This is a genomic window from Effusibacillus lacus (assembly GCF_002335525.1).
GTDB lineage: Bacteria > Bacillota > Bacilli > Tumebacillales > Effusibacillaceae > Effusibacillus > Effusibacillus lacus.
Window position 1 is genome coordinate 32903 of sequence record NZ_BDUF01000043.1, and the last position, 21587, is coordinate 54489.

The 21587-nt window shown below is 50.7% G+C and carries 21 protein-coding genes; 17 read left to right on the forward strand and 4 right to left on the reverse strand.

All coding sequences use genetic code 11. The features are described 5' to 3' along the window. Window positions 1–2 precede the first annotated feature (2 nt). Together EFBL_RS08185 and EFBL_RS08190 are read left to right on the forward strand one after the other, a co-directional pair. A complete protein-coding gene (locus tag EFBL_RS08185) occupies window positions 3–839 on the forward strand; it encodes a deoxyribonuclease IV (protein WP_231705723.1) in 837 nt (278 codons plus the stop codon). A 74-nt stretch (window positions 840–913) separates the two neighbouring features. Continuing rightward, the gene (locus EFBL_RS08190; protein ID WP_096181658.1) at window positions 914–1177 is read left to right on the forward strand and encodes a twin-arginine translocase TatA/TatE family subunit; all 264 of its coding nucleotides are present in this window, start codon (window positions 914–916) and stop codon (window positions 1175–1177) included. Between the two features lie 37 nt (window positions 1178–1214). On the opposite strand, the gene EFBL_RS08195 is transcribed toward EFBL_RS08190, so the two are convergent. After that, window positions 1215–1751, reverse strand: a complete 537-nt coding sequence (locus tag EFBL_RS08195; RefSeq protein WP_096181659.1) for a hypothetical protein — start codon at window positions 1749–1751, stop codon at window positions 1215–1217. Between the two features lie 269 nt (window positions 1752–2020). Between EFBL_RS08195 and fdhD the strand changes: the two genes are divergently transcribed. The 9 genes from fdhD to EFBL_RS08235 all read left to right on the forward strand — a co-directional run bounded on the left by fdhD (window position 2021) and on the right by EFBL_RS08235 (window position 12594). Further along, complete coding sequence (fdhD, locus tag EFBL_RS08200; RefSeq protein WP_165912676.1) at window positions 2021–2782, forward strand: formate dehydrogenase accessory sulfurtransferase FdhD; 762 nt, start codon at window positions 2021–2023, stop codon at window positions 2780–2782. Window positions 2783–2891: 109 nt separating this feature from the next. After that, on the forward strand, window positions 2892–3470 hold the full coding sequence (locus EFBL_RS22120; RefSeq protein WP_149029947.1) for a twin-arginine translocation signal domain-containing protein: 579 nt from the start codon (window positions 2892–2894) through the stop codon (window positions 3468–3470). A 12-nt stretch (window positions 3471–3482) separates the two neighbouring features. Then, on the forward strand, window positions 3483–6032 hold the full coding sequence (gene fdnG / locus EFBL_RS08205) for a formate dehydrogenase-N subunit alpha (protein ID WP_149029948.1): 2550 nt from the start codon (window positions 3483–3485) through the stop codon (window positions 6030–6032). Between the two features lie 3 nt (window positions 6033–6035). Beyond that, window positions 6036–6848: a 4Fe-4S dicluster domain-containing protein gene (locus tag EFBL_RS08210; protein ID WP_231705724.1), complete on the forward strand. Its 813-nt coding sequence runs from the start codon at window positions 6036–6038 to the stop codon at window positions 6846–6848. Between the two features lie 13 nt (window positions 6849–6861). Then, window positions 6862–7797: an NrfD/PsrC family molybdoenzyme membrane anchor subunit gene (nrfD, locus tag EFBL_RS08215; RefSeq protein WP_096181662.1), complete on the forward strand. Its 936-nt coding sequence runs from the start codon at window positions 6862–6864 to the stop codon at window positions 7795–7797. A gap of 93 nt (window positions 7798–7890) precedes the next feature. Next, window positions 7891–8772, forward strand: a complete 882-nt coding sequence (locus tag EFBL_RS08220) for a formate dehydrogenase accessory protein FdhE (protein ID WP_096181663.1) — start codon at window positions 7891–7893, stop codon at window positions 8770–8772. After that, entirely contained in the window at window positions 8756–9463 is a 708-nt protein-coding gene (gene mobA, locus EFBL_RS08225; RefSeq protein ID WP_096181664.1) for a molybdenum cofactor guanylyltransferase, read from the forward strand. The genes EFBL_RS08220 and mobA overlap by 17 nt, the downstream gene beginning before the upstream one ends. Beyond that, complete coding sequence (locus tag EFBL_RS08230; RefSeq protein WP_096181665.1) at window positions 9441–10757, forward strand: molybdopterin molybdotransferase MoeA; 1317 nt, start codon at window positions 9441–9443, stop codon at window positions 10755–10757. The genes mobA and EFBL_RS08230 overlap by 23 nt, the downstream gene beginning before the upstream one ends. Further along, window positions 10687–12594, forward strand: a complete 1908-nt coding sequence (locus EFBL_RS08235) for a molybdopterin biosynthesis protein (protein ID WP_096181666.1) — start codon at window positions 10687–10689, stop codon at window positions 12592–12594. The genes EFBL_RS08230 and EFBL_RS08235 overlap by 71 nt, the downstream gene beginning before the upstream one ends. Window positions 12595–12665: 71 nt before the next feature. Here EFBL_RS08235 and EFBL_RS08240 read toward each other — a convergent pair whose 3' ends face one another. Beyond that, on the reverse strand, window positions 12666–14051 hold the full coding sequence (locus EFBL_RS08240; RefSeq protein ID WP_096181667.1) for a hypothetical protein: 1386 nt from the start codon (window positions 14049–14051) through the stop codon (window positions 12666–12668). 650 nt (window positions 14052–14701) lie between these two features. Then, window positions 14702–15997 (reverse strand): glutamate-1-semialdehyde 2,1-aminomutase, encoded by a 1296-nt coding sequence (locus tag EFBL_RS08245; RefSeq protein ID WP_096181668.1) that lies wholly within the window; start codon window positions 15995–15997, stop codon window positions 14702–14704. A 145-nt stretch (window positions 15998–16142) separates the two neighbouring features. Here EFBL_RS08245 and EFBL_RS08250 point away from each other — a divergent pair, with 145 nt between their 5' ends. Then, on the forward strand, window positions 16143–16841 hold the full coding sequence (locus EFBL_RS08250) for a hypothetical protein (RefSeq protein ID WP_096181669.1): 699 nt from the start codon (window positions 16143–16145) through the stop codon (window positions 16839–16841). A 128-nt stretch (window positions 16842–16969) separates the two neighbouring features. Beyond that, on the forward strand, window positions 16970–17257 hold the full coding sequence (locus tag EFBL_RS08255; RefSeq protein ID WP_096181670.1) for a hypothetical protein: 288 nt from the start codon (window positions 16970–16972) through the stop codon (window positions 17255–17257). Window positions 17258–17326: 69 nt separating this feature from the next. Here the strand turns inward: EFBL_RS08255 and EFBL_RS08260 are convergent, their stop codons facing one another. Continuing rightward, a complete protein-coding gene (locus EFBL_RS08260) occupies window positions 17327–18058 on the reverse strand; it encodes a HoxN/HupN/NixA family nickel/cobalt transporter (RefSeq protein ID WP_096181671.1) in 732 nt (243 codons plus the stop codon). Between the two features lie 207 nt (window positions 18059–18265). Here EFBL_RS08260 and EFBL_RS08265 point away from each other — a divergent pair, with 207 nt between their 5' ends. From EFBL_RS08265 to EFBL_RS08280, 4 genes are all read left to right on the forward strand, one after another. Next, window positions 18266–18685: a Fur family transcriptional regulator gene (locus tag EFBL_RS08265; RefSeq protein WP_096181672.1), complete on the forward strand. Its 420-nt coding sequence runs from the start codon at window positions 18266–18268 to the stop codon at window positions 18683–18685. A 177-nt stretch (window positions 18686–18862) separates the two neighbouring features. Next, on the forward strand, window positions 18863–19867 hold the full coding sequence (locus EFBL_RS08270; RefSeq protein ID WP_096181673.1) for a metal ABC transporter substrate-binding protein: 1005 nt from the start codon (window positions 18863–18865) through the stop codon (window positions 19865–19867). A 1-nt stretch (window position 19868) separates the two neighbouring features. Continuing rightward, window positions 19869–20618 carry a metal ABC transporter ATP-binding protein gene (locus EFBL_RS08275; protein ID WP_096181674.1) on the forward strand — a complete coding sequence of 250 codons (750 nt, stop codon included), beginning with the start codon at window positions 19869–19871 and terminating at the stop codon, window positions 20616–20618. An 18-nt stretch (window positions 20619–20636) separates the two neighbouring features. Further along, window positions 20637–21443 carry a metal ABC transporter permease gene (locus tag EFBL_RS08280; protein WP_096181675.1) on the forward strand — a complete coding sequence of 269 codons (807 nt, stop codon included), beginning with the start codon at window positions 20637–20639 and terminating at the stop codon, window positions 21441–21443. Window positions 21444–21587 lie beyond the last annotated feature (144 nt).

Genomic DNA, 21587 nt, shown 5'->3' on the forward strand with positions numbered 1-21587 from the left:
AGATTGGTGCGAACGTATCCATTGCCAAGACCGGTATGCTGGCTGCGGTGGAAGAAACCATTTCCTATAATGCCAACACTTTCATGATCTACACCCGTTCTAACCGTGGCGGCAAGGCAAGACCGATTGAAGACTTTAATCGTGACGAAGCTTTGTCGATCATGAATGAACATGGAATTGTCGATCCCGTTGTACATGCCCCTTATCTGATCAACCTGGCCTCCCCCGTTCCCGATACGTGGGAATACGGAGTTGAACTTCTTCGTGAGGACATCCGGCGCACTTCTTACCTGGGCATCCAATATATCGTGTTTCATCCGGGAGCTCATGTGGGAGAAGGAGTTGACTTCGGGATCAAGCGGATTGCGGAAGGTTTGAACGAGATCCTTACTGGGGAAGAGGATGTGTTCGTTTGCCTGGAAACCATGGCCGGTGATGGATCAAAGGTGGGGAACAGCTTTGAGGAGATTGCCGAAATTATGTCCCTGGTAAAGCACAAGGATCGCCTGGGCGTATGTGCCGATACCTGTCATCTATATTCGTACGGATATGACATTGTCAATGATTTTGATGGAGTTATGCAAAAGTTTGACGATATCATCGGCCTGGACAAGCTGAAAGTGTTCCATATCAACGATTCGAAGACACCCTTTGGATCCAGAAAAGACCGTCACGAGAATATCGGGCTGGGTTCTATTGGAGCGGAAGCCATGTTCCGTATCGTTTACCATGAATTGCTGCAAGATATGCCCCTGATCCTGGAAACTCCGGAAGGGCGCTACAAGGAAGAAATTGCATTCCTTCGGAAAGAGATTGAACGGCCCGGTTATATGGGCTAATGGCTGTTCATTCTTGACGGGTTGGTATATAATTGGCGCATATGGACGCAAATTAATGACTTGGAGGAAGCGTTATGTTCCAACAGATTGGTATTCCCGGCCTGATTCTCATCTTGGTTATCGCGCTGATCATTTTTGGACCCAGCAAACTGCCTGAGCTTGGACGAGCTTTCGGCCGAACGCTTCGGGAATTCAAAGACGCAACCAAAGGGCTTGTGGATGGTGACAAAGAAGAGAAATCCGAACCGGTTCCCGAACCAAAACAGGATCAAGCGGCCAAGAACCAGTCGGCCAATGCAGCAACCGAACCCAAGAAAGATGAAATCAAAAACGCCTGAGACAATCTCAGGCGTTTTTCTTTACCACGGGGGTTGCTTACAGCACCATCCAAAGGTGGACAGCCAAGGCAATTACAAAGCCGAGTGCGATCCAGCGATGGACAATCCGGCTGAGGAGCGGACTCGCAATCAGCCCGATACCGTCAATTGCCAGAATGAAGAGAATGATCATGGCGATCAGTCCGGTAATCGAGAAACGGTCCCATACATAGTCGGATTTTAGGAACGCATAAGCATGAATCAATACGATGCCCAGTGCCACCAGTCCGGTCATAAAATGCAAGGGACGCAGGAAACGGATAGCCGTAGCCAAAACTGCACGGACCCGTTTGGGAAGTCTAAAGGAATCCCTTGTCAGGACAAACCACAGGGCCCCATGTATCATGGTTAGCCCTGCCAAAATCAGAGCCGCGAGGCCGAATGCCCTTGCATCCGGTTTCCACTCGGGAGCAAGCGGTGTCAGAATCCATATGCCAAGTCCGATGACCAATAAGAGAAGATAGAATGAGATGCTGTTCCCGATTGTCTCAAACCGTTCGAGAAACTGATCCACACGCGTTTGTTGCCGAATCATGGTTCCAGCCCCTTTCATCTAGCCTATTATAAGTGCTTGAATCGGAAAATCCAAGACACAGTCTGGACAAAACTTTTGACAAATTTAAACATCCTCCTTTGAAAAGTGTAAAAATGTTTGACATCCCGATGGATTTTCATAGTATACTTAGCATAAAACGAAATGTTAACACTTTCTTAACATTTTTCTTAACCATGTGCAGCAGGACACCCAGCCGCTACATAAACGTGTTCTTTGCTATTTTTTATTTCAGAAAGGGGTTGGAATCGTTGGGACTAGGAAAAAAAGGAACGCCGGTTGAGTTCCCTGTAACCCTGCATGTGAACGACGAAGAACTCCTGACGATCCAATTGACACCTGTTCATTTGGAAGATTGGACGGTTGGTTTTTTGTTTGGCGAAGGTATGATCACTCGACCTGATGAAGTGAAAAAGATTGTCATCGATGAATCTCAAGGCCTAATCTGGGCCGAGATCGAAGGTGGAGTGAAGCGTCAATCTGCTGAAGAAAGAAAACGATTTCTTACTTCCGGTTGCGGTAAAGGTGTTACTTTCTCATCTGTACGGGATGCCTTCTCGTTGAAACCTGTATCGCCCGGTATAGTCGTTACCCAGGAGTTTCTGGTGAACTCCATGCGCCATATGTACAAAGAAGCGGCACTCTATCAGGAAACCGGCGGCATGCACGCAGCAATGGTTGCTTCCACTCTTGGTCCGCTGATCGTAAGGGAAGACATCGGTCGCCACAATGCGGTTGACAAGGCTTTGGGCGTTGCTTTGAAAATGGGGCTCGACCCGACCGGTTTGGCGGTGATGACCACCGGCCGCATCTCCTATGAGATGGTTGCGAAAGTGGCCCGCTTCGGAGCCAGCATGGTGGTATCCCGTACTGCTGCAACCGACCAGGCAGTGCGTTTGGCCTCCCGGCTTGGCATTGAAGTGATAGGGTATGTCCGTGGGCAAATGATCCAGATTTTTACCGAGGGATCGCGGGTTATCTGTCCGTCTTCAGAGACACAGGTTCACGTATAAGTGTTTAAAAATGTTCGAGAGGAATCATTCATCCATCCTAGGACTTTTCGAACATTTTTATATAAAAATATAAAATTATATATTTTTCAAAGGGGAAGGAGAAGGTCGAATGGCAATTTCACGCCGCGAGTTTCTTAAGCGCACAGGCGTGGCTGCTGCTGGACTGACGGTCGCTTCGATCGGAGGACTTGACGTTAAACCGGTTCAGGCGCGCGTTAACAGCATCAAGCTGAATGCCAAAAAGGGAAAACAGTATCCCAGTGTGTGCCCTTACTGTTCCGTAGGTTGCGGAATGATTATCACCTCCGACGAGAAAACAGGGCAAATCATCAATATCGAAGGGAACCCCGACAGCCCTGTGAACCTCGGGTCTCTCTGCCCGAAAGGCGCTGCTGCGTTTCAATTGGTGCACAACGAACATCGTCAGAAGAAGGTGCTGTATCGTGCGCCGGGAGCAACCAAGTGGGAAGAAAAGCCGCTTGACTGGGCTTATGAACAAATCGCCAAACGTGTAAAAGAAACACGTGACAAGACATTCGTTGAGACCTACGAGGGCAAGAAGGTCAATATGACTCCTGGAATTGCCGCGCTTGGCGGCTCTACCATGGAAAACGAGTGGAACTATCTGTGGGCGAAATTGATGCGCTCACTCGGCGTGGTAAATATTGAAAATCAGGCTCGTATTTGACACAGCTCCACAGTGCCCGGTCTGGGCACCAGCTTTGGTCGTGGCGGCGCTACGACAACTCCGCGTGATATGGCGGAGAGTGATTGTATTGTCATTATGGGATCGAACTTTGCGGAGAACCACCCTGTTGGGTTCCGCTGGGTAATTCAGGCACGCGACAAAGGTGCGCGGGTAATTCACATTGACCCCCGCTTTACGCGTACCTCGGCCATGGCCACCGACTATGTGCCGATGCGTTCCGGTTCGGACATCGTGTTCCTTGGCGCGTTGATCAACTACGTAATCTCCAATGACAAATACTTTAAGGAATACGTGGTGAACTACACCAACGCTCCGTTTATCGTGAACGAAAACTTCAAGGATACGGAAGATCTGGACGGTCTGTTCTCCGGATTCAATCCCGAGAAAAGAACTTACGATCAGAAGACTTGGGAATTTGAACGGGAAGAGGTAAAACTTCCTGCAACAGAACCCAAGACGCTGTCCGATAAGATTGCTTATGCCACCAAAAAAGGCCGTCCGAAAATGGATCCGACGCTGCAGCATCCGCGCTGCGTGTTCCAGATTCTCAAGCGTCACTATTCCCGTTACACACCTGAACTGGTGGAGAAAATGTGCGGGACTCCGAAAGAAAAGTTCCTGATGGTGGCGGAAACCATTGCAAAGAATTCGGGCCGTGATCGCACCACCGCTTTCTGCTATGCCATGGGATGGACCCAGCATACGGTAGGTGTACAGATGATTCGCGCCGGCGGAATCCTGCAAAGCTTGCTTGGAAACATGGGACGTCCCGGAGGCGGTATTCTGGCTCTGCGTGGACACGCAAACGTACAAGGGGCGACAGATATTTCCACCCTGTGGGACAATCTGCCCGGTTATCTGCCGCTGCCCATCATTACCGCGAAGCACGACACCTTGGAGGATTATCTCAAAGCACAGTCAAAGCCCACTGGCTGGTGGGTCAACTATCCGAAGTACTTCATCAGCTTGATGAAGGCCTGGTATGGGGATGCAGCCACCAAGGAAAACGACTTTGCGTATAACTACCTGCCCAAGCGAATCAAGAACCACTCCCATTACAACATGTTTAAAGACATGTATGACGGTGTGGTTAAAGGATTCTTTGTGATGGGTCAGAACCCGGCGGCGGGCGGTCAGAACGCTGAGTTCCACCGGAAAGCCATGGGGAAACTTGACTGGCTGGTAGTGTGCGATCCGTTCCTGACGGAAACTGCAACCTTCTGGCAGCAGGCGCCGGAAGTGGTGAACGGCGAAGTGAAGCCGCAGGATATCAAAACCGAGATCTTCTTTATGCCGACTGCGGTGTTTGCCGAAACGGAAGGCAGCTTTACCAACACCAACCGGATGTGGCAGTCCAAGGAGAAAGCGGCAGATCCGCCCGGTGACGCACGCTCTGACTCTTTCTTCACGTACCAATTGGGCAAAAAACTCAAGGAACTGTACAAAGACAGCACCCTTGAGCGTGATTTCCTGATTAAGAACATGACCTGGGAACATTATGAGCCGAATCCGAATGACGGCTGGAAGATTCATGAGCCCAATGAGCATGCGATTGTTAAGGAAATAAATGGTTATACCGTGAAGGATGGCAAGCCGCTCAAGTCTTTCGTTGATTTGAAGGATGACGGTTCCACCGCTTGTGGCGCGTGGATTTACACCGGCGTAATGCCTGATGAACACACCAACAAAGGGAAGAGCCGCAAAGGTGACAAGTACATGTCACTTGATTGGGGCTTCTGCTGGCCGGCAAACCGCCACGTGCTTTACAACCGCGCATCTGCCGATCCGGAGGGACGTCCGTGGTCGGAACGCAAGAAATTGGTATGGTGGGACGAAGCACAGAAAAAATGGACAGGTCTCGATGTGCCTGACTTCCCTGCTACCAAGGCACCAACCGCAAAAGCCAAAGATGATGGAATCGGTATGGACTTCCACTCCGGAAGCGAACCTTTTATCATGCATCCGGAAGGACGAATTCAGTTGTTTGGAGCATTGGCCGACGGGCCGCTGCCGACACACTACGAACCGGTTGATACTCCGGTTGCAAACCCGCTTTACAAACAGCAGCACAACCCGTGTACCATCTACTTCAATGTTGACAAAAACAAGGTGCATGGCATCGGAAACGAGAAGTATCCGTATGTCATGACCACAAACAGACTTACAGAGCATCATCTGTCAGGTCCTATGTCCCGTTGGCTGCCATGGCTGGCTGAATTGCAGCCGGAAGCATTCCTGGAAATGAGTCCGGAATTGGCAAGCCAGTTAAACGTTGCCAACGGCGAATGGGTAACCGTGGAAACGGAACGCGGCAAGATTGAAGTGAAAGCGTTGGTAACCCGCAGGGTTCAACCGTTCAAGATGGGCGATAAGGTGATTCACCAGGTGGCGATGCCGATTCACTACGGATATGCCGGTGTAGCCAAAGGTGCCGCTTCCAACGAATTGACACTGATGGTGGGTGACCCGAACGTAACCATTCACGAATCCAAAGCGTTTACGGTCAATGTCCGTAAAGGCCGTCTCAAACAGGGGGTGTAATCGGTGGTGGAAAAATCAATGGGGATGTTAATTGACACTTCAACTTGCCACGGTTGCAAAGCCTGTCAGGTTGCATGCAAAGAGTGGAACGGGCTTCCGATGGAACAGGAAATCGGGCTTACCGGTATCAGCTATGACAATACCGGCCACTTGTCGGATACAAACTGGAGACATGTAAAGTTTGTCGAATTGTTCAGCGAGGATCGTTCCGATTCCAGATGGCTCTTCCTCAGCGACTCCTGCAAACACTGTCAACTGGCGGGATGTATGGAAGTTTGCCCGACAAACGCGATTATCCGCACCGAATTTGACACGGTATATATCGATCAGGACACTTGCATCGGATGCCGTTACTGTATTACAGGCTGTCCGTTCGGTGTCATCGAGATCAGCCACATTTCGGGTACCGCGCAAAAATGCACTTTGTGCTACGACCGTCTGCAGGTCGGCCAGCAGCCTGCATGTGCTCAAGCATGTCCGACTGACTGTATCCAGTTCGGGGAAGTTCCGCAACTGATGCAGCTGGCGGAAGATCGTGAGAAGCTGCTCAAGAACATGGGGTACAACAAGGCGCAAATCTACGGCAAATCCGATATTCTTAACGGTTTGAACGTGTTCTATCTGTTGCTGGAAAAGCCCGAAGTTTATGGATTGCCGACCAATCCGCAGTTGCCGCAAAAGAACATGATGAAGAGCTACATGTTCTCCATTGCGGGGATGGTGGCAGCCGGTGTACTGGCTTTGCTGGCGTTCCGCAGCAAGCGGATGGTCAGCAAACCGGTTGATTCTGACAAAGACCAATCTCAGGTCATGTAAGGAGGAGAACAAGATGCCTGTCAATCCATATGATTATTTTACGCATCAACTGACCTCCCCTTCCTGGCACTGGGAGATCGTGTGGTACTTCTTCTTTGCGGGGATCGCGGCGGGAACCTACATTACCGCTGCCATTGCCCAGCTAGCAGGCTCCAAGTCCGATTTGCAGGGTGCCATCAGGGGCTATCTTGTGGGTCTTCCGTTGATCTTTGTTTGCGGATTCCTGCTGATCATTGACCTGGATCGTCCTGAGCGTTTTCTGAACATGCTTTGGTACTGGCGTGAATCCAGTCCCATGTTGAAGCTGCATTCCCCAATGTCTCTCGGTGGATGGGTATTGGGAGGATTCGGCGGTTTTGCGGCGGCCGGTTTCCTCTACGCTCTGGTAAAAATGGGGAAAGTCAAGGTTCCCCTGCTTGTAAAAGTGGCTAATTTTCTTCATGAAGGACCCGTATCGAAGTTCTTCCTGATCTGGGGAATTTTTACCGCCTTCTACCTGGCTACTTATACCGGGGTCTTGGCTAACACCTCCCAGCTTCCCGGTTGGGCGGCAAGTCCGCTGATTCCCGTTCTGTTCTTGGCGTCCGGGATGTCTGCGGGGATGGCCCTGATGGTTCTGATGACACCGAAGCAAAGCGAGTTGAGCGAATACCGCTATAAGCTTGAAAAAGCAGACAAGTACATGATTCTCTTTGAGCTTGTGGTACTGATTGTTTTTGTGGTGTCGCTCGGAACCTGGGCGTCCAAAGTGGCAACCGGTCTGTATGGTGTGCTGCTTTGGGGAGGAGTGGTGGTTCTCGGACTGCTGGTCCCGCTGCTGCTCAAGTGGAAGCCTAATATCTTGGGACAACGTACGGCTTTTGTCAGCAGTTGCCTGGTGATCGTTGGCTGTTACTTCCTGCGTTACGTGGTGGTCATGGGCCCGCAATCCGGATATTACGGTTTCTGATTTAATATGTAAGGAGGGTGGTGGACGGAAGTTCACCCCCCTCTTTTTTACGCGAAAATAGGTTACAATGAACAAGGAAAGGTGGTGCTTTCCATGGCGGCCAAATCAAACGTTGTAGAAAGCGTAAAAAAACGCTGGCGGCAATTGATTGACAAGGACAGACAATACAAAGACATCGCGAAAGTACATACGGATCTGGTGGAACGAATGGAAAAACACGTTCCCAAAATTACGCCGTTTTCCATTGAAAAGGAAGAAGTTTTAGCCAAGCTGGAGGCCGGAACCCCTTTGCTGGAAGGAAAGGAAGACCAGGTGGAACTGCGTTACGCTGTCGCCCTCTTCCGGGAGTTGACCGATTGGGCGGGAACGGGTGACGCAAGAAAGAAATTTAAGAAATGGGAAAAAGGACTTTCCGACGCCCATCTTGAACAAGTACTTCGTGGGTGGATCAAAGGGGATCTTGAACCGTTTACCCGGGTGACTCTGGGACAAGACCTGCCGCAGGATCTTCTCTCGGTCCTCATCCAATACAGTTTGCTGCCAACTTTGCATAGTTACGGATCCGCTCTGGTTCCGGACAAAGCGTTTCTGCTGGAAAAATGGCAGCACGGGTATTGCCCGTTCTGTGGAGATACCCCTGCTCTGGCCGAGATTCGGGACACGGAGCGGTTCCGCTACTTGCGATGCACTTCCTGTGGCGGGGACTGGCCTTTTAAACGGATTGCCTGTCCCGCATGCGGCAATAATGATCATGAAAAACTGGAAACCTTCATGATGGAAGATCCCAAAACGGGAGCCCAATACCAGATCGATGTTTGCGAGGTATGCAAAAACTATGTGAAGGTGTCGAACAAACTGCAGCCATCGCCGCCCGCGATGCTGCTTCTGGATGATCTGTCCACCACCCACCTGGATTTGTTCGCGGTGGAAAACGGATATTACAAAGGCGGAAAACCGGATGGTACACTCCAGTAAAACAAACCTTGCCAGCCAATACGGGGTTGTCCTCCTGGCAGGCGGCAAATCCAGCCGCATGGGGACAAACAAAGCTTTGCTCCCGATCCTTGGCAAACCAAATATTGAACATATCCGCGATCAGCTCCGTTCTCTTGTGCCTGCACCGGATGAAAGGGGAGCCTCTCCCCATTTCGTCGTTGTCACCAACGAGCCTGAATCTTATCGGTTCCTGGGGGAGACGATGGTGGGAGATCGTCATCCGGGCCTGGGTCCTCTGGCCGGGATTCAAGTGGGGCTGCAAGCCTCCCCTTGCGATTGGAATCTTGTTGTTGCCTGTGATATGCCGATGGTTACGGCAGAAGTCGGGCTTTTCCTGATGGAATTGGCGGGCGCTGACCGTTCAGCTAACGAAGAACCAACGGGATTTGATGCGGTGGTGCCTGTTATAGGCGGGCAACTGCATCCTTTGTTTGCCGTTTATCACAAGCGCTGCGCCAATCCGATTGAAGAGATGCTGCTCTCAAGTAAGCTGCGAATGATTTATTTGCTGGACAGTTTGCGTGTCAAACAGGTTACGGAAGCCGATTTCCCCAATCATATAAATATTGGGCAAGTGTTCTTCAACATGAACAATCCGGAAGATTATCAACAGGTATTGAAATGGCTCTCGGAGGGAGGGAGAAAGCGTGAAGTTTTTCCAGGTTCATGAAACCCGGGACGTTCTCAGGTTGATTGAGGAAACGTATGAGCCTTTGGAGCGCTTCGAGGAAGTGGCATTGTATGAAGCATTTGGACGTGTGTTGGCGGAAGATGTTCGGGCAGCGGAAGATGTCCCGGGTTTTGACCGTTCAACGGTGGACGGGTATGCAGTTCGTGCACAAGAGACCTATGGCGCCAACGAATCGATGCCTTCCTTCCTTGACCTGACAGGTGTGGTTGAGATGGGCGGAGAGGCAGGCTCGGTTGGAGCAGGCCAGGCGAAATATATTCCGACGGGCGGTATGATGCCGGACGGTGCGGATGCGGTTGTTATGATTGAACATGCGGAAGAGGTTGGAGCCCTGCTCAACGTATACAAGCAAGTGGCCCCCGGGGAGAATGTAATTCGCCGGGGGGAAGATGTGCGTGCAGGACAATTGATCCTATCCCGCGGTCATCGGTTGGAACCGCAGGATTTGGGGTTGATGGCGGCAGTCGGGGTATCCCGGGTCAAAGTGTTCGCAAAACCGGTTGTCGGAATTCTATCCACCGGTGATGAAATCGTGCCGCCCGAAACGAAACAGTTGAAACCGGGGGAGATCCGCGACATCAACACGGTTGCCATAGGAGCTTCCTTGAACAGCATGGGGGCGGAAGTGATCTATGGCGGGATTGTCAAGGATCAGTACGAGGAGTACCTGGCGCGTGCAAAGGCCCTTTTTGAAAAAGTGGACATGTTGATCATGTCGGGAGGAAGTTCAGTCGGGACAAGGGATTATACCGTGCAGGTGATGCAAGAACTGGGGGAACCGGGTATCCTCGTGCATGGGATTTCTGTCAAGCCGGGGAAACCAACCATTCTTGCCAAAGCGGGGCGAAAGCCAGTCGTCGGACTGCCGGGTCACCCGGCGTCGGCTTTGGTCATCTTTGACCTGGTTGTTAGGCGGATTGTCAACAGGCTGTATGATCGGACTCCCCATCCCTTTGATCCTCGCATACGTGCCCGGCTGAGCCGGAATCTGCCATCGGCGGTGGGGCGTTCCGATTATGTTCGGGTTCGTTTGGAAAAACGGGACGGGGAAGTATGGGCGGTGCCCGTATTTGGGAAGTCGGGTCTGGTTTCGACTTTGACTGAAAGTCACGGCGTGATTGAGATTCCGGGGCCCAAGGAAGGATTGCTGCAGGGCGAATGGGTGGAAGTAAACTGTTTTGCAGGGGAACGGGGGATTGTCAGTGAAGAGGAAGATTTATCTGGAGGACACGCCGCTGGCTGTCGCTCAGAAGAGACTCCTGGATGCTGTTGAGTTTCTGCCACGGACAGAATGGATTTCAACAGTGGATGCATTGGGACGGGTTACGGCGGAACCGATTTTTGCCGAGGTCTCAATGCCCAATTATCATGCTTCCGCAATGGACGGAATTGCGGTGAAAGCCAGTTCCACCTATTCGGCGCATGAGAAGAATCCGCTCAAACTACGAAGGGGAACAGATTTCCAGGTGATTGACACGGGAGACCCGATCCCGGAACAATTTGATGCGGTGATCATGATTGAGAATGTCCACATGATTGATGAGGACACCTACGAAATCATCGAACCGGCGAGTCCCTGGCAGCATATCCGCCAGATTGGCGAAGATGTGGTGGCCGGCGAATTGATTCTGCCTGCCCATCATGTGCTGCGCCCGGTGGATTTGGGAGCAATGCTTGCGGGTGGAGTTGTGGAAGTGCCCGTAATTTCCAGGCCAAAAGCGGCCATTATCCCTACCGGTACCGAACTGGTGTATCCGAAGAAGAAGATTGAACGAGGGGAAATTCCCGAATTTAACGGTACCGTCTTTGCTTCCTATCTGCAGACTTGGGGAGCGGAACCGGTGTACAAGGGGATTGTGGAAGACAATTACGTCAAGATCAAGGAAGCGGTATTGGAAGCGGTGGAGACTTCCGATTTTGTGCTGATGAACGCCGGTTCTTCCGCCGGTTCGGAAGATTTCACCGTTCACGTGATCCAGGAATTGGGAGAGGTTATGATGCACGGAGTGGCCACGCGTCCGGGCAAGCCGGTCGTGATTGGCCAAGTCAAGGGCAAGCCCGTGATCGGGCTTCCGGGGTATCCGGTGTCCGCCTATCTGGCTCTGGAGTGGTTTGCCCGTCCGCTGGTTTACAAATACCTGGGCCTGTCCGAACCTGTCAGGACCAATATCAAGGCCACCCTTGGCAGACGGGTGGTTTCCGTGATGGGGGCGGAAGATTTTGTTCGGATGACGATCGGGGCTGTCAGAGGCAAGTTTATTGCCAATCCGCTTACGCGGGCGGCAGGTGTAACCATGTCGATGGTGCGGGCCGACGGATTGCTCCGGATTCCTACCACCAGTCTTGGCTATGAACAGGGGGAAGAGGTGGATATTGAACTTTACCGGCCCCTTGAACAAATCGAGAACACCATGGTGTTCGCCGGCAGTCATGACATGACGTTGGACTTGTTGGCAACGGCCATTCACAAAGCGGCTCCTGACCGGTTTATGTCTTCCGCCCACGTGGGAAGTATGGGCGGCATCCTGGCGATTCGCAAGGGGGAGGCGCATGCGGCAGGTGTCCATCTGTTTGACGAGAATACAGGGGAGTACAATATTCCGTTTGTGAATCAATATCTTCGGGATGTGCCGTATGTGTTGGTGAATTTGGTGTACCGGCAGCAGGGATGGATTGTTCCGTCAGGCAATCCATTGGGGATTCAGAAGATTGAGGATCTGAAGCGGGACGGACTGACGTACATCAACCGCCAGCGGGGGGCAGGAACCCGGTTGCTGTTTGATTATCTGTTGAAACAGGCCGGCATGAAGCCGGAAGATGTTTACGGATATAATAGGGAAGACTTCTCTCATCTAAGCGTGGCGGCGGCAGTTGCAGGCGGCACCGCCGATTGCGGGTTGGGAATCCTGTCTGCGGCAAAAGCGTTTCAGCTGGGTTTTGTCCCTGTTGCCGAAGAACGGTACGATTTGTTGATGACCCGGGAGTTTTATGAGAGTGAAGCAGGCCAACTTCTTCTGTCGGTGATGACTTCAGAAAGGTTCCGCCGGCAGGTGGAGGATCTTGGAGGCTACAGTTGCCGGGATACGGGGAAAGTGGTGTATGAAAGCTAACCGGTCGGGAACTGGAAATAGGGAGGCTCTCTCCTGATGGAGTGCCTCCTTCCGTTTCTACTGGGATGCATCTAGATTAGGAACATCGCAAACAAGGTTGTGACAAGGAGTCCAATCACGACAGGGATCAGGTTGCGGCGGGCCAGTTCAAACGGGTCGACACCGCATATGGCAGCTGCCGGAATCAGGGCCCAGGGGACCAGAGTGCCTCCGCCCACCCAGATGGCTGCGATTTGACCCAGAGCGGTCAAGGTGGCGATACTGGCATCGATGGCAGTTCCGAACAGTTTGGCAATGGATCCTGCCAGTGACACCCCTGAGAAACCGGAACCGTCCAGACCGGTAATCGCTCCGACAGTTGTCAGGGTAACAGCTCCGATGGCAGGAGACAGGGGAACGGAGTTTGCCAAGGCAACCCCAAGATCATTGACGATGCCGTGCGACTCTTTCGGCAGGTAATCGCCCAGTATTTCCTTGAATCCCGAGTCCCCAAGATAGAAAAAGGCGGCAATCGGAATGACGGGGCCGAACACTTTGAAACCAAATTCAAACCCCTGAATCATGTACTGGGTGATTTTCTCCAGACGATTTTCCTTGTAATGTAGCAAAGTGGACAGGATCAGAATGAAGATGGCCGTACCGCCCAACAGGGCTGTAGCGTCGCCGCCTTTCAGGTCAAGCATGATCATGGCAATGACATCCAACAAGAAAAGGATGGGAACCAGAACGGCCATCAGTTTGACATACCCGCCGGCCGCTTCCCTCTGTTGATTGCCCAACTCCGCCAGTTGATTCTGATCGACGGTGAGAGCCCCGGATTTCATGTCTTTGCGCAAAAACCAGAAAGCGACAATGGTGGTTACAACCCCCATAACAAAAACAAGAGGAACGCTGGCAGATATCACATCGCCCACCGGAATGCCGGCCGCTTTCGAGGTGATCGTGGGAGCGCCTTGAATTACAAAATCTCCTGACAGCGCAATGCCATGTCCGAACAGATTCATGGCCATGGCTATTCCCAAAGCGGGAAGTCCCATCCGCAGGGCGACCGGCAGCAAAACGGCTCCAATCAAAGCGACCCCGGGGGATGGCCAGAAGAACCAGGAAATCACCATCATTAGGATGCCGATCACCCAATAGGCCAGACCGGGGGAGCGGATGAGTCTTGCCACAGGTCTGATCATGACTTCGTTAATTCCCGAATCGGTCAACACCCGGCTCATCGCTACAATGATGCAGATTACCAGAATCGTGGACAATAGTTCGGTAATGGCAAAAATAAAACTGTTGAACACACTGCCGACCGATTTGCCTAAAGACCCGGTTGTCATAACCGAAATGACGAATATGCCGATGATGCAGACAAGGCTGGTGTCCCGCCGCATGACCATGACACCGATGATGAGCAGGATGAACAACAAATAGACCCAATGCAGAGCAAGCAGTTCAACACCCATATGCATCCCGTCCTGTGAAGTATTTGTGGGCTTGTGCCCGGTACTTCACCATATGTGGCGGGTTTGCATTCTGTGCGGGCACCTGGAAGACTTTACTTTACCAATAACTAATTCTGCCACTTGCAAAGGTAAGAAAAAATAGGACTGCATTTCAGGCTTATTTTTGTCCAAACAAAGGTACTCCCCAAAATAGGACTGTTTTTCAGTCCTATTTACTATTTTTTGCCTATACACCTCGAAACTCACCCGAATAAGGCTGAAAATCAGTTCTATTCTTGAAGCGACAATCAAAAAATCAAAAATAAGGCTGACAATCAGCCTTATCTCACCAGCAGATACATTATGTGAACTAGAAATTCGGTTTGGAGAAGTCCCACCGACCTTTGTGAACCGTTTTTGAGAAATGTAGGGTAATTCTTGAAACGCACAAACGGTTTAATGCCACATGAAAGCAACAGTAATTGATTTCGAGTTTACCCAGTGATATCAAGGGGTGTCTGCCAATTTAGGCTGCGAAAGTTGAATTCATAAGCAAACGAAGCCTCCGACTCCAGTTTAGCAGTGGTTTTGGAGGCTTCATTATTAAGATTTTGGGACTGTCCTATTCTGAGTTTACCCTTTGGGGGTAGCCCCCTGCATTTGCAATTGAACTAGTCCGGCAGCTTCGCAAACGCCCGCTCCGCCGCTTCAATCGTATATTCAATGTCTTCACGCGAGTGGGCGGTGGAGATAAACCAGGCTTCATACTTGGAGGGTGCCAGGCAGACTCCTTCCTCCAGCATCAGCTTGAAAAAGCGGCCGAACAGTTCACCGTCTGTTGACTGGGCATCCTCGTAGTTCCGCACCGGCTCGGTTCTGCCAAAATACACAGTGAGAGCACCCTTGATCCGATTGATCGTGACGGGATATCCATGTGAGCGGGCCGCTTCCCGCAGACCCTCTTCCAGTCGTCTTCCCAGCTCATCCAGCCGTTCATAGGTTCCAGGTTCCTGCAACGCTTCCAGACACGCGATCCCGGCGGAAATGGATGCCGGGTTCCCGGCCATCGTACCTGCCTGGTATGCCGGGCCGAGGGGGGCGACTTTCTCCATAATGTCCTGCCGTCCTCCGTAAGCTCCGATTGGCAGTCCTCCCCCAATGATTTTCCCGAGAGCCGTCATGTCCGGATACACTTTCAGCAGATCCTGCGCCCCGCCGTAGTGAAAGCGAAAGGCGGTGATCACCTCGTCGTAGATGACAAGCGCTCCGTGTTTGTGTGCCAGTTCATTGATCCCTTCCAGGAAGCCCGGTTCGGGGTGCACCATGCCGAAATTCCCAACAATCGGCTCCACCAGGACAGCAGCCACTTCCTTTCCCCAATAGTGAAGCGCCTGTTCCAGTCCGTTCAGGTCATTAAACGGAACGGTGATCACCTCGTTGGCAATCGATTGCGGAATCCCGGCCGAATCAGGAATCCCCAGCGTAGAGGGGCCCGATCCTGCTGCAACCAGCACCAGGTCGGAGTGTCCGTGGTAGCAGCCTGCAAACTTGATGATCTTGTCCCGTTGGGTATAGGCGCGGGCCACACGGATCGTCGTCATGACCGCCTCCGTACCGGAATTGACGAAGCGGATTTTTTCCAGGGACGGGATTGCTTTCTGCAGCATTTTGGCAAAGTCAATTTCAAGGGTCGTGGGAGTTCCATACAATACCCCGTTTTCCGCCGTCTTGGCAATGGCTTTGGCGATGTGCGGGTGACCGTGGCCGTGAATCAAAGGTCCGTAGGCGGCCAGATAATCAATGTACCGGTTCCCGTCCACATCCCAGAAGTAAGCCCCTTTTCCCCGTTCCATAAATACGGGAGCACCGCCGCCGACTGCCTTAAAAGCCCGCGACGGAGAATTGACGCCCCCGACTATGTACTTCAAAGCTTCTTCATAACAACGTTCTGAATTTGTTCGATTCATTTACCTTCTCCCCCATTCTGCCAACGAATATCGTATCAATGTTTCGATTCGGAGTCCAGTTTCGACGGACATTTAGAACTTTCATCCGCCGTATTCTATTGCATGAGGAAACCTTTTGGGGAGATTGGGAAAAGGAGAGGATCAAATGCACAAATGGATCAAGATCGCACTAATCGGAACACCGCTTGTATTCGCCACCTCCCTGTATGCCTTTGCCAATGAGAAACCGATCAGCAGGGCATCGATTACAATTGAGAAAGTACAGCCCGAAGCGGTTGTCACCACCGAACAAACGACATCGAATCTGGAAGAAATTCCGAATCCGTTTCTGGTAAGCAATGAACAATCGCAATCCCGGCAATCTGATACCGTTCAAGCGGTTGCCCAAACAACAGCCAACCAGACACTGTCGATGGACACCATCCGTAAGCTGCATATGAAAGCGAAGACCGACCAAGGGGAATTGAAACTGGAATACCATGTGGAGGGAAACGGCACCCCGCGCCTGAATGGCGAGATCGGATCTGTCAAGGTGCATCTGTCGGGGGACAAAGCACGGGATCTTATGAACAATCTGTTGAATCGTTGGGATTTGTTGGGCACGCTTCAGCAAATTATGGCGAATCCGGGCACCAAAGTGAACAACAAGGCGGTATTCGCTCTTGTAGAGTTTGAAATGGAGACGGTTGACGGCAGAGAAATCGAATTTGAACCGGACCATCCGGAAGCAAAAGCCCGACAAAAACATGAAGACAACGGCAAACACAAAGGGAACGGGAAACAAGACGGGAAGGAGAAAAAACACGAAGAACACGATGATGATGACGAAAAGGAAGACGATTAACTCTCGCCTATTTGGACGAACCTCGTTATAATAGAGACGAGGTTTTTTGTTTGTGTGTTGTAGTACAAAAATATCGTTGACTGAATTGTATTACAATTGTATAAATAGAGTAAGGAGGGGGAGAGGACTTGAAGATCACCGGCAAGATCGTGAGAAAGAGAGCCTATTTTGACAGTGAGGACACCAACGTCAATTGTATCGCTTTTATCGAGATCGATGACGGAGTCCTCGTGAACGGGGACAAAATCAAGATTATTCCGATGCTGAGCGACGGTTCGCAAATCCCGCAGGACATAGGGGAAAGTGTTGAAATTGAAGGCGAAATTGTGTTTAAACAGATCTTTACTTCTTCCGGAAAGAGAAACTCATCGCCGGTTCCCATCCTGCAGCCCAGCCGAATTGACAAGGTAAGCTGAAATAATAAAAACACAATGGCCTTTGAGAAAATCTAGACTGCCATTGTGTTTTTTCTTTATGTCCCGAATTTAGGAAAGACCGAGTCCGGTCAGGGCATGGTAGAAGACGAAACCGCCAAGACAGAGAATGAGAATTGATGATACAAACGTCAAAGCATTGGCCACACGCCATTTCTCAAGCTGCCTGACGGAATCTTCCGCCCTGACCACCACCATTCCCAATGTACTCATGGCAATGGCGCTGCCAATTGAGAAAGCGGCAACCAATCCGAGTCCCATGGGAATCTGATTGGCTGAGATGGCGGCGAGTAAAACGGCGAGGGCGCTGGGGCAGGGAATCAGGCCGGTAAAAAATCCGATGGAAAACAGCCTTGCCAGGGAAGATGGCGTTTCACGACCATGGTGCGCATGATGATGGTGATGGGTACATGTTTCTTGATGGAATTGGGTATCGTCGTCAAGATGATGTCCGATTTTTCCAACCACCACTACCCGCGGTCGTACCTGTTGAAGGAGGATTCTCCCCCCCATCAGACAAATTACGGATCCGGAGATCAGTTGCATCCAGGCAACCATTTGATCCTGAACAAAAATCTTTACAGTTGACGACGCTGCAAATGCCAATAATACGATGGAAAGCGTATGTGCGATTGCGGATATGATCCCCAGTAAGATTGCGTCCCTTGTCCTTGCCCGCGAGGATATCAGGTATGCGGTCAAAACCCCTTTTCCGTGTCCCGGTTCCAGAGAATGCAGCGCTCCCAATCCAACTGCTGCAGGAATTGTATAAATCAGTTCCATCTAACTTCCTCCTCAAAGGGTTGTCTGTAATGATTATGCAGACATGTCTTGCAACTTTCCTTTCAAATCGTAATTGTTATTATTTAAGAGGGATATGAGGTTTTTTCTGCTTGCATCTGTGCAAATCGAAATTTTTACGGATGAAAGAAGAATGAGTGAAGTGGTCATCTGCGATAATGATATAATAGACAGCAGGGGTGAATGATGATGACTGTTGAGCAGGCTCTGCAATTGCTAAAAGAAGAAGGTTATAAATTTACGGGGAAACGGGAACAGATGATCCGCATCTTTGACCGTGAGAAGCGATATTTATCCGCCAAGGACATTCTGGAATACATGCAGGAAGACTATCCGGGCCTTAGTTATGATACCATTTACCGCAATCTTACGTTGTTTGAAAATATGGGCATTCTGGAAGCGACAGAGCTGGGCGGGGAACGAATCTACCGGTTTCGTTGTTCGACAGACGAGCATCACCACCACTTGATTTGTCTTTCATGCGGGAAAGCCCGGCATATCAAATCATGTCCTTTGGATGCGATGCTTGGTGAACCGGCCGAGTTCACCATTACGGGACATAAATTTGAAATTTATGGGTATTGTACGGACTGTAAGCCGGCCAAGTAACCTTGCAATATTTGTCGTTCCGGTAAAATTCCTTTCTGGTTCGGATTTCTTTGCATACAACAAATCGTATTTATTACGATTTATGTTGACGTAGTTGTCATCACATTATATACTAGCTTGTGTAGTAAATCTGATAAACTACGATTTAAGTTGAGAAAGGATTTGGGGGGAATTGAGGTGAATAAGCTCTTGACAAGAGTCTGCACCGCATTGGCAGTTGGAGCATTGCTGGCGTTGAGTGCCGGCTGTTCAAATCCGGCGCAAAAGCCGGATCCTGCGTCACAAGATGCAAAAAAGATTCAGGTAATCACTAGCTTCTATCCCTTGGCTGATTTTTCCAAAAACGTCGGAAAAGAAAACATTACGGTGACCAATCTCGTGCCGCCGGGAGTAGACCCGCACGATTGGGAGCCAACCCCCAAAGACATGAAAAAAGTTTCTGAAGCAAAGGTTTTTATCTATAACGGAGCAGGCTTTGAGCCGTGGATCGAGAAAGTGTTAGAAAGTGTTGACAAGTCTAAACTTGTGATCATAGACACCAGTAAAAATGTGGAACTGCTGAAGGCGGGAGACCTTGAGCACGAGCATGAAAGCGAGCATAAAGATGAACACCAAAATGAGAAAACAGAAGAACACAAAGATGAACAGGGGCACGGGGAATATGACCCGCACTTCTGGCTGGATCCGCTGAACGCCATCAAGCAGGTACAGGCGATAGCGGAAGGATTGGGGAAAGCGGATGCCCAAAATAAAGACAAATATGAAGCAAACGCAAAAGAGTATACCGGCAAACTGGAAGCGCTGCACAAGGAATTTGAAACGGAACTGGCAAAGGCGAAGAAAAAAGAGGTTGTCACCACACACGCCGCGTTTGGTTATCTGACACACCGTTACGGCCTTGAACAGATTCCGATCATGGGCTTGGCCCCGGATGCGGAACCAAGCCCGAAAGCGATGAAAGAAATCGTGGAAGAAGCCCGTGAACACGATGTCAAATACATCTTCTTCGAGACTTTGGTCAGCCCCAAGGTGGCGGAAACCGTCGCAAAAGAAATTGGCGCCAAGACGCTGGTGCTGAATCCGATTGAGGGTTTGACGGAAGAAGAGCAGAAAAAGGGCGAGGATTATATTTCAAAGATGCGAGAAAACCTGAAAAATCTGGTAACGGCTCTGGGGAGTTAATATGTCGCAAACACCTGTCATTGAATTGAGAAATGTGTATTTCCAATACGGGGACCGGCCTGCTGTTGAAGATTTGAATCTGGTTGTGCATGAAGGCGAATTTTTGGGAATAATCGGTCCCAATGGCGCCGGCAAGTCCACTGCGTTGAAACTCATGCTGGGACTGCTGCGTCCCGTTCGAGGGGACGTCTTGTTATTCGGGCGGCCTCTTTCCGAGTTTAAGGACTGGAGCAAAATCGGTTACGTGTCACAAAAAGCCGCCTCGTTTAACACGCGATTTCCGGCTACCGTAACGGAAGTTGTGGAAACCGGCCTGCTCGGAAAAAAAGGAACCTGGTGGAGTTGGAAAGAAAATAAAAGAAGGGTGGCCGAGGCGCTTGAGTTGGTCGGAATGCGCGAGTTTGCGGATCGCCGGATCGGAGATCTGTCGGGCGGTCAGCAGCAGCGCGTATTTATCGCGAGAGCGCTCGTCGGAGATCCCGAGTTGATCCTTCTTGACGAGCCCGTAGAGGGAGTCGATGCGGAGGCACAGGGCCAGTTTTATGATATACTCGACCGGCTGAACAAAGTGCACGGGATCACTTTGGTGATTGTCTCTCATGACATTGGAACCATCAGCAACAAAGTGGGACAACTGGCATGCATCAACAAAACCCTGCATTACCATGGAAGCCCCCAGGAATTTATGGAGGGCGGCGACTTGTCCGGCCTGTACGGTCATGACGTGAAGCTGGTCCACCATCACCACTGACAAAGGAGTAGGGACGGTTTGCTGGAGATTTTTGACTATGACTTTATGATCCGGGCGCTCCTGGCGGGAGGTCTCATCGGGATTATGTGCCCATTGATCGGGTCTTTCCTGGTTGTCCGGAGATTGTCACTGGTGGCGGATACCTTGGCCCATGTTTCTCTGGCCGGAGTCGCAACAGGGATGCTGATTGGGGTATATCCGATTCTGACAGCCATGTTGTTTGCCTTTATCGGGGCGCTGTTTATCGAGCAGCTGCGGAAGGCTTACCGGACTTATGGCGAAATTTCCATCGCCATCGTGCTTTCGGGCGGACTTGCCATTGCGATTGTTCTGATCGGGTTGGGAAAAGGGTTCAATCTGGATGTTTTCAGCTATTTGTTCGGCAGCATCATTGCGGTAAGCGCGACCGATTTACAGGTGATGTCGGGGGTAGCAGTTGCGGCGATCCTGTTTGTGACTATTTTCTACAAGCGGCTTTTTGCACTCTCGTTTGATGAGGAACAGGCCCAATTGCGCGGTGTAAGCACCGCCGGGCTAAACGCCTTGTACATGATGATGACTGCGTTGGTTGTCTCGGTTTCCATTCGTGTCGTCGGGGTACTGCTGGTATCCTCTCTGATCGTCATCCCAGTTGCAGCAGCCATGCAGATCGTCCGAAGCTTCCGAAATCTAGTTTTCGCAGCCGTCGGAATCGCCCTGACTGGAATCATCAGCGGACTTGTGCTTTCATTTCATCTGGATCTTGCCCCCGGGGGAACCATTGTTCTTATGCTGCTTGCGGTCTTGATTGGCGCAATCAGCCTGAAAAAGTATCTGACCGCATAAAGGGACACCGCAGGGTGTCCTTTTTTTGTTCGAACAGTAGACATTTTGCATCTTCTCTCATATAATTTTTTTGTATAAGGGAAACTTTTTTCACCCCGTCCATCTTTGGGAAAATTTTTTTAAACAAAAAGTTTCCTTAGGGAA

Bases quoted from the DNA above. Each gene is read 5' to 3' on its own strand.
- EFBL_RS08190 (WP_096181658.1), top strand. From the start codon at position 914: ATGTTCCAACAGATTGGTATTCCCGGCCTGATTCTCATCTTGGTTATC.
- EFBL_RS08195 (WP_096181659.1), bottom strand. From the start codon at position 1,751: ATGATTCGGCAACAAACGCGTGTGGATCAGTTTCTCGAACGGTTTGAG.
- EFBL_RS22120 (WP_149029947.1), top strand. From the start codon at position 2,892: ATGGCAATTTCACGCCGCGAGTTTCTTAAGCGCACAGGCGTGGCTGCT.
- nrfD (WP_096181662.1), top strand. From the start codon at position 6,862: ATGCCTGTCAATCCATATGATTATTTTACGCATCAACTGACCTCCCCT.
- EFBL_RS08220 (WP_096181663.1), top strand. From the start codon at position 7,891: ATGGCGGCCAAATCAAACGTTGTAGAAAGCGTAAAAAAACGCTGGCGG.
- mobA (WP_096181664.1), top strand. From the start codon at position 8,756: ATGGTACACTCCAGTAAAACAAACCTTGCCAGCCAATACGGGGTTGTC.
- EFBL_RS08240 (WP_096181667.1), bottom strand. From the start codon at position 14,051: ATGGGTGTTGAACTGCTTGCTCTGCATTGGGTCTATTTGTTGTTCATC.
- EFBL_RS08245 (WP_096181668.1), bottom strand. From the start codon at position 15,997: ATGAATCGAACAAATTCAGAACGTTGTTATGAAGAAGCTTTGAAGTAC.
- EFBL_RS08250 (WP_096181669.1), top strand. From the start codon at position 16,143: ATGCACAAATGGATCAAGATCGCACTAATCGGAACACCGCTTGTATTC.
- EFBL_RS08260 (WP_096181671.1), bottom strand. From the start codon at position 18,058: ATGGAACTGATTTATACAATTCCTGCAGCAGTTGGATTGGGAGCGCTG.
- EFBL_RS08265 (WP_096181672.1), top strand. From the start codon at position 18,266: ATGACTGTTGAGCAGGCTCTGCAATTGCTAAAAGAAGAAGGTTATAAA.
- EFBL_RS08275 (WP_096181674.1), top strand. From the start codon at position 19,869: ATGTCGCAAACACCTGTCATTGAATTGAGAAATGTGTATTTCCAATAC.